Annotated in this window: 11 protein-coding genes and 1 other RNA gene; 4 read left to right on the top strand and 8 right to left on the bottom strand. The window is 33.8% G+C overall.

From position 1 onward, the window contains the following. The first annotated feature begins 13 nt into the window (after window positions 1-13). Window positions 14-2,104, top strand: coding sequence for a ComEC/Rec2 family competence protein (locus HNS38_RS01890; RefSeq protein ID WP_172345877.1), 2,091 nt, complete (start codon window positions 14-16; stop codon window positions 2,102-2,104). Window positions 2,105-2,123: 19 nt separating this feature from the next. Here HNS38_RS01890 and lon read toward each other — a convergent pair whose 3' ends face one another. The 5 genes from lon to HNS38_RS01865 all read right to left on the bottom strand — a co-directional run bounded on the left by lon (window position 2,124) and on the right by HNS38_RS01865 (window position 7,989). After that, complete coding sequence (lon, locus tag HNS38_RS01885; protein WP_172278441.1) at window positions 2,124-4,577, bottom strand: endopeptidase La; 2,454 nt, start codon at window positions 4,575-4,577, stop codon at window positions 2,124-2,126. A gap of 182 nt (window positions 4,578-4,759) precedes the next feature. After that, window positions 4,760-5,938, bottom strand: a complete 1,179-nt coding sequence (locus tag HNS38_RS01880; protein WP_172278439.1) for a GlmU family protein — start codon at window positions 5,936-5,938, stop codon at window positions 4,760-4,762. Window positions 5,939-6,091: 153 nt separating this feature from the next. Further along, on the bottom strand, window positions 6,092-6,346 hold the full coding sequence (locus tag HNS38_RS01875) for a type B 50S ribosomal protein L31 (protein WP_172278437.1): 255 nt from the start codon (window positions 6,344-6,346) through the stop codon (window positions 6,092-6,094). Between the two features lie 131 nt (window positions 6,347-6,477). Next, the gene (locus tag HNS38_RS01870; protein WP_216663611.1) at window positions 6,478-7,563 is read right to left on the bottom strand and encodes an acyl-CoA reductase; all 1,086 of its coding nucleotides are present in this window, start codon (window positions 7,561-7,563) and stop codon (window positions 6,478-6,480) included. Then, window positions 7,564-7,989 (bottom strand): SoxR reducing system RseC family protein, encoded by a 426-nt coding sequence (locus tag HNS38_RS01865; RefSeq protein WP_172278435.1) that lies wholly within the window; start codon window positions 7,987-7,989, stop codon window positions 7,564-7,566. Window positions 7,990-8,145: 156 nt separating this feature from the next. Here HNS38_RS01865 and ffs point away from each other — a divergent pair. Beyond that, an RNA gene (ffs, locus tag HNS38_RS01860) (signal recognition particle sRNA small type) lies at window positions 8,146-8,245 on the top strand. A gap of 444 nt (window positions 8,246-8,689) precedes the next feature. On the opposite strand, the gene HNS38_RS01855 is transcribed toward ffs, so the two are convergent. From HNS38_RS01855 to HNS38_RS01845, 3 genes are read right to left on the bottom strand one after another with little or no spacing between them, the layout of a single operon-like run. Continuing rightward, a complete protein-coding gene (locus tag HNS38_RS01855; protein ID WP_172278433.1) occupies window positions 8,690-9,334 on the bottom strand; it encodes a cation transporter in 645 nt (214 codons plus the stop codon). After that, on the bottom strand, window positions 9,334-9,747 hold the full coding sequence (locus HNS38_RS01850) for an RNase adapter RapZ (protein ID WP_172278431.1): 414 nt from the start codon (window positions 9,745-9,747) through the stop codon (window positions 9,334-9,336). Before HNS38_RS01850 ends, HNS38_RS01855 begins: the two co-directional genes overlap by 1 nt. A 9-nt stretch (window positions 9,748-9,756) precedes the next feature. Beyond that, window positions 9,757-10,776, bottom strand: coding sequence for an aminoglycoside phosphotransferase family protein (locus HNS38_RS01845; RefSeq protein WP_172345876.1), 1,020 nt, complete (start codon window positions 10,774-10,776; stop codon window positions 9,757-9,759). Between the two features lie 233 nt (window positions 10,777-11,009). Between HNS38_RS01845 and HNS38_RS01840 the strand changes: the two genes are divergently transcribed. Continuing rightward, window positions 11,010-11,225, top strand: coding sequence for a DUF4492 domain-containing protein (locus HNS38_RS01840; RefSeq protein WP_172345875.1), 216 nt, complete (start codon window positions 11,010-11,012; stop codon window positions 11,223-11,225). A gap of 3 nt (window positions 11,226-11,228) precedes the next feature. Next, complete coding sequence (locus HNS38_RS01835) at window positions 11,229-12,788, top strand: cytochrome ubiquinol oxidase subunit I (RefSeq protein ID WP_172345874.1); 1,560 nt, start codon at window positions 11,229-11,231, stop codon at window positions 12,786-12,788.

Raw genomic sequence — 12,788 nt, 5'->3', positions numbered from 1 at the left:
TTTTAAGCGCATCATGAAATTTTGGAATGATTATCCTCTTCTAAGAATACTCCTACCTTTAATAATTGGCATCCTTTTGGCTTTTTATTATCCCAATATTATATTGCCATTTTGGAGCCTTTTTATTCTAACTACCATCCTCCTATTCTGGGCATTCCGACCATTATCTTTAAGGAAATTCTCCATAAGAATTATTGGAGGAATCGTTATAAGCTTACTTTTTCTATTGATTGGAAATCAGCTCACAGAAGTAAAAACAGAAAAATACAATCATCTACATTATTCCAATCATGACAGTGTTAGTCATTTAATCATTAGGATAAATAGTCCGCTCACCGAAAAAAGAAAATCATTTAAAGCCACCGGACTAGTAATTGGTGGATTTCAAGAAAATGATACCAATGCTATTAAGTTACAGGGCAAAATCTTGATTTATTTTGAGAAAGTCAATTTTATCAAAATGGATTATGGAGATGAAATACTCATCGCAGCAGATAAATTACAAGCCATTAGAAATCTTGGAAACCCTAATGAGTTTGACTTTACTTCTTACCTCAAAAAGCAAAACATTCACCATCATGTATTTTTAACTAAAACAGATTGGATTACGACTAATCATCAGTCTCCAAACTTGATTAAACTATGGAGTTTAAATACTAGAAATCATTTATTAAAGCTTCTTGAAAATATGGAACTGGGAGATTCTGAATTCGGAGTAGCTTCTGCTCTATTATTAGGCTATGACGAATATTTAGATCCCGATTTAAGACAAAAGTATGCAGGTTCAGGCGCTATGCACATACTTTGTGTTAGTGGCTTACATGTCGGAATTATTTTTATGATTTTTAACGTATTATTTGCTCCATTAAGAAAAACAAAATATGGTTCCTATCTCAACTCACTCCTCATCATTACTCTCATTTGGCTTTATGCATTAATTACCGGACTTTCTCCTTCAGTATTCAGATCAACCACCATGTTTTCATTTATTATAATCGGTAGTTTAATAAATAGAAAAACTAGCACTTATAATAGTTTAGCAGCCTCAGCAGTGGTTCTATTGATTAATGATCCATTTCTAATCTTCCAAATTGGATTTCAATTGTCTTATTTAGCAGTATTGGCCATATTGTTTATTCAGCCCCCTCTTTCCAAACTATACTATTTTAAAAATGGATTTCTGACCAAAACAAAAGACTTGATCGCTGTATCCATAGCAGCTCAGATAGGAACTTTTCCACTCGCCATTTACTATTTCCACCAATTCCCAAACTATTTCATACTCACCAACCTCATTGTTATTCCTCTTAGTTTCGCCATACTTCTAAGTGGTTTCGCAACCATTTTCATTCACGCCCTACCCTTTTTAAAGTCTATTCTGGGACTTCTCTCACAAAAAATCCTGTATTGGCTATTATTTATTCTAAACAGCTCTATTGGTTTTATTAATCAGATGCCTTATGCAGTGAGTAGGAACTTATATTTTACTTTCTGGGATACCTTATTAGTCTATTTTCTTATCCTCTTTCTTATTCTAGCTCTCATGTATAAAAAAGCTAAAATTTTGATTGTATTCCTTTCTATTGCCATTATTTTAATGGTTTCTAATGCCTATTTAAGGATGGAAGATTATGAAAAAGAATTTTTTATTATCTATCACGTTCCAAAGGCGTCTTTAGTAGAATGGTCAACAAGCAATAAGAGCCAAGTGATTATGGATACTTCTTTATTCAATAGCCAGAATTATGAGAGATATTTATACGAGAGTCAACTCTATAGAAGAATAGATCATACCGAATATCTAACTTTTGATAGCATTTATTCTTCTTCTTGTATTAATTTTGATGGGAGGCTTATTTTTATTCTGGATAAAAGTCTTCAAATTCCAGAAAATGCAATACACTTGAATTATCTATATCTAAGAAACAATCCTAAAATCAGCCTACACCAATTGAGCAATAAATTAAGTTTTGACACCATTATTATGGATGGGAGCAATAAATATTGGAATGTACACAAGTGGAAAATGGAATGTGATAGTTTAAGAATCCCCTATTTTGATACAAAAGAAAAAGGAGCTTTCATGATTGAAAACTCCTTTTAAAATTCATTTTTTCAAACGATTATTTTTCAAACTTAATAGCGTTTACTACTTTAGTTTCTGTTAAAGCATATTGAACCAAATCTACTAAACTATCGAAGAACTTAAAACTTAAACCTTTGATATATTTCTCATTGATTTCATCAATATCTTTCTTGTTTTCGCTAGAAAGCAAAATCTCAGTAACCTTAGCATTTTTGGCCGCTAGAATTTTCTCTTTTATACCTCCAACTGGAAGAACCTTACCTCTAAGTGTAATCTCACCAGTCATAGCAATCTTAGATTTTACTTTCCTTTGAGTAAATAAGCTCACTAAAGCAGTTAACATAGTAACACCAGCTGAAGGGCCATCTTTAGGAGTAGCTCCTTCCGGAATATGAATATGCACATTATATTTAGTAAACACATCCTCATCAATACCAAAATCAGCTGCATGTGATTTAATATATTGGAAAGCTATAGTAGCTGACTCCTTCATCACATCACCTAAGTTTCCGGTTAAGCTAAAACTTCCTTTTCCTTTACTGAGGCTGGTTTCAATAAACAGAATTTCTCCCCCAACGCTTGTCCAAGCTAATCCAGTCACTACGCCAGCAATATCATTATTTAGATCTCTATCTCGACGAAATCGTGGTGTTCCCATAATATTTACAACATCCTCTTTATCCACCTTTATATTATAGGCCTCCTCCATCACAATAGCTTTTACCCTATTACGAATAATCTTAGCCAGATTTTTATCTAAAGTTCTTACACCAGCTTCGCGAGTATAATCCTCTACTATCTGCTCCAATATGGCTTTAGAGAAAGTAAGTTGGGATTTCTTAACACCATGTTCTCTTAATTGTTTAGGTAATAAATGACGCTTGGCAATCTCTATTTTTTCTTCTTTCAAGTAACCGCTTAAATCGATAATTTCCATCCTATCTCTTAAGGCAGGATGAATGGTACTTATATTATTAGCTGTTGCAATAAACATGATTCTAGATAAATCATAATCTACTTCTAAATAATTATCGTGAAAGGCTGTATTTTGCTCTGGGTCTAATATTTCCAATAAAGCAGCTTGAGGATCGCCACTATAATTATTCCCACTCACCTTATCTATTTCGTCTAAAACAAATACGGGGTTAGAGGAATTAGCTTTCTTTAAATTTTTAATAATTCTACCTGGCAAAGCTCCGATATAGGTTTTTCTATGTCCACGCAATTCAGATTCATCACGTAAACCACCCAGGGACATTCTTATATACTTTCTACCTAAAGCTCTAGCAACTGACTTACCTAGTGAGGTTTTCCCAACACCGGGAGGGCCTAAAAGACATATAATAGGAGATTTCAAATCCTTTTTCAGCTTTATAACTGCTAGATACTCAATAATTCTCTCTTTTACTTTCTCCAAGCCATAATGGTCATCATCTAAAACCTTTTGAGCATTTTTAAGATCTAGATTATCCTCGGTATATTCTCCCCAAGGAAGACTTACAAGTGTATCGAGATAATTGAGTTGTATAGAAAACTCAGCAGCTTGAGGATTCATCCTTCTTAATTTCTTCAACTCCTCGTCAAATGTCTTCTTAACTTCTTTATTCCACTTTTTACTCTTCGCTTTCTTTTTAAGCTCCTCTATTTCAGTTTCACTTGGAACGTCTCCTAATTCTTCTTGAATGGTTCTCAATTGTTGATTAAGCATATAATCACGCTGCTGTTTATCGAGATCCTTTTTTACTTTGCTTTGAATTTGATTTTTAAGCTCCAACATTTGCAACTCCTTATGCAAATTTTTCAATACGCCTTGTGCTCTTTCAGTAATAGAATCTACCTCTAACAATTTTTGTTTGTCGTTAACATCAGCATTCAAATTACTACAGATAAAGTTCACTAAGAAGTTCGGACTTTCAATATTCTTCAAAGCGAAGGCTGCATCAGAAGGTAAATTGGGTGATTGCTTAATAATTTGAACAGAAAGCTCTTTTAAAGAGTCGAGCAATGCTGTAAAATTATCATTCTTCTCAGCCAAAACTTCGGCTCTATTCTTTATTCGAGCAACCAAGTATGGTTCTGTTTGAACCACTTCTTTCAACTCAACCCTTCTCTTACCCTGAATAATTGCTGTGGTAGTACCATCAGGCATATTCAACAGTTTAAGAATTAGAGCGGTAGTCCCAACGTTATAAAGATCTCCAATTTCAGGATCCTCTATCGCTACATCTCTCTGAGAAGCTACAGCTATGGTTTTATTTCCATTATTATAGGCTTCTTTTATCAACTTTATAGATTTATCTCTGCCTACTGTAATAGGAATGACCACACCTGGAAATAGCACCGTATTTCTTAAAGACAAAACGGGTAAGGCATCAGGTAAATCTTCATTATTCATAAGATCCTCATCTTCGCTAGATAAAAGAGGAATATATTCTGCATCGTGGTCCATTAAGTCGGACAAGTATAATAGATTTGTCATTTTTTCTTTCATATATTGACAATTTGACAGACATTTGATTAAACCATGGAAAAAACACAAACAGCCCCATCGTAAAACATTGTATATCAATTATTTATTTAATATCACTAATTGAATTCATAAGTGTTTCAAATAACATACCAAAAAAAAGCCCTTTTGTAAAAAAGGGCTTCAATATTATATGATCCAAAATTTTAATAGGACTTATTTCCAATAGTTAAATCAAATACCGATTGTAATAAATCTTGCTCCATTTGGTCAAATTCTTTACCTCTTCGGCCATAAACAATTTTCGCAACTTCAAATGCTTTATCTATTTGATAATTGCTTTGTCTTCCTGTTCCACCCCATCTAAAAGAAGGAATATAATTTCTTTGGAATCCAGAGCCAAAAATATTGCAATTCACTCCAACCACAGTTCCTGTATTAAACATGGTATTGATACCACATTTAGAATGGTCACCCATTATTAAACCACAGAAAGTTAATCCTGTACTCACAAAGCTTGACTGAGGGTAATTCCACAATCTTACAGGTTCGTATGTATTTTTAAGATTAGAGGTATTAGTATCACTACCCAAATTACACCATTCTGCGATTACACTGTTTCCAAGAAAACCATCATGCGCTTTATTACTATGAGCAAAAATCACAGTATTATTTAATTCACCCCCAACTTTAGAATAGGGACCAACAGTAGTAGCTCCATATATTTTGGCTGCCATTTTCACAACTGCATTTTCACATAATGCAAAAGGACCACGAATAACGCTATTTTCCATGATCTCAGAATCCTTACCGATATATATTGGCCCTGTATTTGCATTTAGAGTCGCAAATTCAACAGTGGCACCTTCTTCTACAAATATATTCTCCAGCCCAATTACATTATTACTATCGCTTAGTTTCGCAGATTTCCTCCCTTTTGTAAGAAGAATGAAATCATCACGAATAGCCTTGTCATTATTAGAAAAGACATCATAAGTATACATTAACTTGATATGCTCTTCATTAAAATCATGACTGTATTCAGCATCAAAATTAGGCTCACCACTAATATCTTCGCCTACATTCATGGCAATAATATAATCTTCAGTATTTAAGGTCTCATTTATCTTCAGGTTTTTAACTGCCTTTACCATTTCAGGAGTTGGACATACTGAACCATTGATAAGTATATTTTGTTTTCCTTCTTTAATAGGAAATTTCTTTGCCAAATAAGATTCTGTTATGGTTGATGTTTTTTCTCCCAAATATTTCTCCCATTTCTCTCTGATGGTTAAAATACCTATTCGAATATCAGCAATCGGCCTAACGAGTGTTAGAGGCAAAAGATTGTTTCTGGACGAATCGTCAAATAGGATATAATTCATATATTGATTATTAAATATTTATAACTCTACTTCTGTTTATACAATAATAAGCATTATTTATGGCATTTCAAAGAATATTTTGTGAAAAAACATTAAATATGAAAAGCCCAATCTCCGAAGAAATGGGCTTTATCAAATATCTTAAAACAAGAATTACTTAAGGTGTTTCTTGTATTTATTTTTGAACTTATCGATACGACCAGCTGAATCCACTAACTTCATCTTACCAGTGTAAAATGGGTGAGACTGGTTTGAAATATCAAGCTTAATCAATGGATATTCTTTTCCATCTTCGAACTCAATAGTTTCTTTAGTTTTGGCAGCAGATTTAGTTAAAAATGCATAACCGTTTGACATATCTTTAAATACTACAAATCTGTATTCCTTTGGATGGATATCTTTTCTCATTTCTTTTTTCTCCTTAATATTTTCGGTGTGCAAAAGTATATAATTTCAGTTAAAATAAAAATATTTTTCAAGTTTTTTTACGTATTAATTTCAAAGTCTTTTCTTTTTATTGAAAACATTGGTATTTTCAACTATAAAGCAACTAAAAAAGCCATAGTATCTACCCCATCTGCATAATCATTAAGCGCTGGATGCTGTCCTTGGCCAAAGTCAAAAAACTCATTTTGATGTCCAATGATGCATTGAATTTCATCTTTTTTAAGCTCCAGATATTCTTTTAATTCAGACAAGGAATTATATTCCTCATAATGAAGAACAGAAATTGGAGAGGCAAGTGAAAGGTCTTTCTTTACTAATAGAAACCCATTATCACGATGCATAACCTTATTTACCAAATATATGGCTTTATTATATTCGTAATTATTATAATATTTATTATGATGTTCGAAATGTTTATAAGACTCCATAGCCTCAAATAATGAGCGCAGCTCATATCCTATTGGGACATATAACTTGGAAACACTTCTACAACCCAAACCAAAATAACTCATAATATCCTTGGACAAAGCAAAAAGCTCTTGCTCAGTTTCCATACCATCAAGGACTGCAATTCCATTCCTGTTTTTTCTGATGATATGAGGATACTTACTAAAATAGTATTCAAAATATCGAGCAGTATTATTAGAGCCAGTCGCAATAACAGCATCAAAGTTTTCAAGTTGTCCTTTAGTAAAGTAGGCTTGACTAGCCAATTCGGGATCAACCACTCCAAGTATCTGATTTAATAATGGAAGCAAATGGGCATCATCGGAGCTTAATTTGGCTATCAATTGATGTCCTGACAAGAGAACACTTAAATAATCATGGAACCCAACTAAAGGGAGATTACCAGCCATGACTACCCCTACTTTTTTTTGCTCGTAATCCTTTTTAAAAGGATAGGGTTTCAACCAACGCTGCATTCTATCTCTTCTTAATGCCTCTGACCAGTCTTGCAAGGCCATCCTCACAAACTCTTGAGTAAACCAACCATTATAATGATGAGCATGCTCAAAATAGTCTAATAACTCATCCTGAAGCTGTATGACGGTACCCACTTGATCGTTCCATTTTTTAAGCTCCTCCAGTTTCAGTGGCTTCATGTTATTATCTAATAATAATCTTAAAAAAGCGCCCACCTTAGAAAAAGCAGCGATTCGTGTTTCTAATGCTATCATTTATTTCAAAAGTTTAAATTCAAAATTATTCGCCATTCGCTTTCTAGTAAAATACAAAATAGCATAATAGGGAGCTAATAGTGCAATAGAAATCAATCCAGCCAGACCTTCATCTTCAATGAGGTTAGTAAAAATAATTAAAGCCACCACTACTATAATTAGCGGAAACACATATCCAAATAGGACCGCCCAGGTTCCAACTTTCTGATCAATAGCAATAATCACTTTATCACCAACCTTATAGTCTTGGTTGGTATGTGGCTTCACCTCAACTATTTTCTCCTTCATATCGGAAGCAGAACAAGCTCCTTTCACCTGACAAGAAGCACAAGTTGCCATTGAAATAATACTCACAGAGAGTTTATCAGGCTCTACTAGAGTGATAATACCATCATGCTGTATTTGATCACCGATTTTTTCTGACATTTAAATGTTTTTTTTGGTGCTGGCAAAGGTATAAAAAAGCTGAAGAGAGGACTCTATTTTAAGAAAAATTAGCTACAACTATCTGATCAGATTACAATTAAAAAAATGTTAGTTTTTATTTGCGAAAAATATAAAAACATTTGTACTTTTGCAGCTGGGTAAGTCTTGTACGACTAGCTCCTTCAGAACTCCCCCAGGACGGGAACGTAGCAAGGGTATGAAGTTGTAGCAGTGCGATGCAAGTAGCTTGCCCTTTTTTTTGTGCAATCATTTTTCTCAAAAATTTGCAACACTGATCTTGAGAAATTTATTATAATCTTAGCCTTTTAAATATTAATTTGTTTGAAAGGCTTTCTTTATACCTGTTAATTATTTAGCTATGAAACCTTTTTCCATTAATACTGACTAACCAAATTGGACCTTTATTACATATCATGCTTTAAATCGAAATACAATAGATTTTTAGTATCAAAGAAAAACAATTTTCTAATAAAAGAAAGTTTATAGGATCATTTGAAGTAAAAGAAATAGCTAAATAAGTTCTTTTCAGTACCTAACAATTCCCAACTATAATTAACATCAGAACCTATTGCTACCATTCTCAATAAGCACCAGTATCAATTACCTTTAACACATTAAAAGCCTAATATACAGTACATTATCGCTATTCTAATTTTAGAAACGTGAACCTTCAAGAAATCTAATTATTAACTTTTCCACCACCAAATCGAGCTTTACGAAGCAAAGAAATAGCGGAATAAAGTATCAAACTTGCGAGTGCAATAGAGAAGGCTGGATCCACATAATCATGAATAATAACACTAGGTACAAAATAATAAACCAAAATGCTTATCACTGCAGTTAAAGCAGTAAAGGTTTTTATACGGAATAAGGTCCATTGACTTTCCATAACGGGAGAAAAAGCTTCTTTACTTATTTTTAAATTTTTGCGCCATTGGTAAAAATTTACAAAAACAGCAATTGTATTTCCAAAGACTCCAGCCATGGAAGCATAAAACTCCAATTCTTTAGGGTGAAAAAATCTTTTAATGGCAATAAAGGAAACTACAATAAAAGAAACAAAAAATACAAATACCATAATTCTGGCATTAAAAACTTCCTTTTTTATCAAAACCTCTTGCTTTTTAACCGATTTTTGAGCGGTACGTAAACTGAGGAAGACAGATAGGGATTGAGCTCCTCCCATCAGCATTTGGGCTATTAGAGTAATCGAGTTAGACAATATACTAATGAAAACAAAGGGCACCCAAGTAGCGAATATCACTAAAAAGTTAATCCAAAGCGTTCGCTTTTTCTTTTGTAATAAATCGCTTGTAACCTCCACTAGCTCGTCTTTTGATTTTCGGCTGCTTCTCTTGCCAAATGACGAACTACAATCAATACATCATCGTATTTATCGGCTAAATGTTGGCTCAATTGCTCTGCTCCAAAAACAGAACGATGCTGACCTCCAGTACAACCAAAGTTTACCATTAAATCAGTAAAGCCACGTTCTAGGTACTTGTCAACAGATTGCTCAACCAGGGTATAGACTTGCTCTAAAAAGCTATGCACTTCTTTTTCTTTAAGGAGATAATCCACCACTGGCTCGTCCATTCCTGTTAAACTTTTGTACTCGTCGTACCTGCCAGGATTTGGTAAAGCACGACAATCAAAAACAAAACCTCCTCCATTATTGGGGTCGGTAGGAATACTTCCATATATAAATGAAAAACTATTGACTTTTATCTTTAACATCTTCTAGAATTAATTTTCAAAATTATTTTTTATTTGCACAACATCAGCTAATATCTTTAAAAAATAGGATATTTTATCATCACCGCCCATCTGTACCAGTAGTCTTTGCAGGTTATCCAGAGCATTGGGAATGCTGTTTTTAAAATAGGGCTTTCCTTCTATCAATCCTCTAAATCCATAGGCTCCAAGTGTTTGAACAATGCGTATTAAAAGGATTTTTTTGAAATTATTATCGAAATCCATCCTATTCTGACTTATTTCTGGTGTACAGAGCATAAAGTAGTCATCTAAACATTGCTTTCTAAAGGCATTGGGCAAGTTAGCGGAGGCCTGATATAATAGACTAGCCAGATCATAAAGCATGGGGCCTCTCCTACCTCCTTGAAAATCGATAAACCAAACTTCCCCTTTATGTATATGAATATTTCGAGCTTGAAAATCTCTAAACATAAAATAAGGTTCCAATTCATTTATCGCCAAATCTTGAGCCAAAAACTGAAAATTATCCTCCAATAATTGTTCATCAAATTCAACTCCTGAAACTTTAAGGAAGTAATACTTAAAATAGTTGAGATCCCAAATTATCGACTGCTCATCAAAAGAAGCGCGAGGATAGCATTTTGAGTAGTCGAGTTCACGAGCACCTAATTGCATTTTCATGAGCATTTCCAAGCTCTCCTTATAATATTGCTTAGTTCCAGTGGTTAACCCTTCAGATTTCAAGTAATTGAGTAAATTTAAATCCCCAATATCTTGCTGTAAATAAACATAGCGATCCTCCGAAATATAATATACTTCAGGAATACGAATTCCTTTTTGTCGGAAATAATCAGCCAAATAAAAAAAAGCTTCATTCTCTCTTATATCTGTGCTGTAGGTGGCTATTATTGTTTTGTCACCAGAATATAAACGAAAATAATGACGACTAGAAGCTGAACCAGAGTTTAATACTTCAATCCGTTCTGGCACCTTCGATTGCCAATTTTGGTATTCTTTTGAAATAAGTATTTCTGTATTTATGCGAATCATTGTTCAAATATAGAAATTTCATGGAATTTGAGACTTTGTTTTTCTTGCGTATAGCAAATACTATAGATTTTCCCTTATCAATTAAACCGATAAATAATTGAAAAAAAATGAAGTGATATCTTCCATATGAGATTATGTTCATTATATTTGTAAATTCAATATGAGATAATTCTCATATTAAGGTGTCAGAATACCAAAATGATATTTAATCATTCAACAAAGAAAAAAGCACTATGAAAACAATTAAAAATATCTTTAGTTTTTATATCGATGGCTATAGAGACATGACTTGGGGCAAAAATCTGTGGCTCATTATATTCATCAAGCTATTCATCATGTTTGCCATCTTCAGACTTTTTTTCTTTAGTGATTTTTTGGGATCACACTTTGAAAACAATCGGCAAAAAAGCGATTATGTTTTGGAACAATTAACTACGCCTAATAAATAATTTATGGAACAATTTGATTTTACATTAATTGATTGGTCCAGAGCTCAGTTTGCGCTCACGGCCCTATATCACTGGCTTTTTGTACCTCTCACCCTCGGAATTACTTTCATCATTGCCATCATGGAGACCATCTATGTAAAAACGGGGAACGTAGAGTGGAAAAAAATCACCAAATTTTGGATGACTCTTTTTGGAATTAACTTTGCCATTGGAGTAGCTACTGGTATCATATTAGAATTTGAATTTGGCACCAATTGGTCTAACTACTCTTGGTTTGTTGGAGATATTTTTGGAGCCCCACTAGCCATTGAAGGAATTATGGCTTTCTTTATGGAATCTACTTTTATCGCCATTATGTTTTTTGGTTGGAATAAAGTGAGTAAAGGATTCCACCTTACCGCAACTTGGTTAACAGCCATAGGAAGCAACTTATCTGCGCTCTGGATTTTAGTCGCTAATGGATGGATGCAAAATCCAATAGGCATGAACTTTAACCCAGATACAGCCCGCATGGAGATGAATAATTTCTGGGAAGTATTATTTAATCCTAATGCCATCAATAAATTTTTACACACCATATACTCTTCCTATATTTTAGCAGCAGTATTCGTTCTTGGAATTTCAGCTTGGTACCTACTCAAAAATAGAGAAGCTGCTTTGGCCAAAAAAAGCATTCTTGTGGCAGCTATTTTTGGATTTATTTTCAGTGTGTTAACTATCGGAACTGGAGATGAAAGTGCCAGAGAAATAGCAAAATCACAACCCATGAAATTTGCAGCCATGGAAGGTCTATATTATGGTACAGACCATGCTCCTTTGGTTGCAGCTGGAATCCTAAAAGACGATCCCATTCCAGAAAATGCCAAAAAGAAAGATTTCTTCTTCGAAATAGAAATACCTAGTGCCTTAAGTTATATGGCTTTCTTAGATGGAGATGCGTTTGTTGCTGGCATACACGATTTGGTACATGGCAATGAGGAACAAGGCATCATGTCTTATTATGAAAAGATGGAACGAGGTAAAATTGCTCGTCAAGCACTCACCGACTTTAAACTAGCCAAAAAAGACAATAACGAAGCTCAAATAAGCAAATTAACAGCACAATTTGAAGACGAAGACTTCCTCAATAATTACTTTGCTTATTTTGGATATAGCTATTTTGATAACCCACACGATATTATCCCAAGTGTTCCTTTTAGCTTTTATAGTTTCCATATTATGGTGGTACTTGGAGGACATTTTCTAGTTCTTTTTATGGTAGTTCTATTCTTTTTATACAAAGAAAAATTACATCAAATGCGCTGGCTTTTATGGCTAGCGGTTTGGACCATGCCATTAGCCTATGTGGCTTCAGAAAGCGGATGGATTATTGCAGAAATGGGAAGACAACCCTGGGTGATACAAGATTTAATGCCTACCATGACTGCTGTTTCAAATATTGACAGCAATAGTGTCATCATCACCTTTGCACTTTTCTTTATCACATTTACAGCACTGCTTATTGCTGAGATAAAAATTATGCTAAAGCAAATTCATATCGGACCAAACGAAGGAGGACATTAG

The organism is Lentimicrobium sp. L6 (genome assembly GCF_013166655.1).
GTDB lineage: Bacteria > Bacteroidota > Bacteroidia > Bacteroidales > UBA12170 > UBA12170.
The sequence above is the reverse complement of the archived record's forward strand: the minus strand, read 5'-3'. Positions and strand labels throughout refer to the sequence as shown.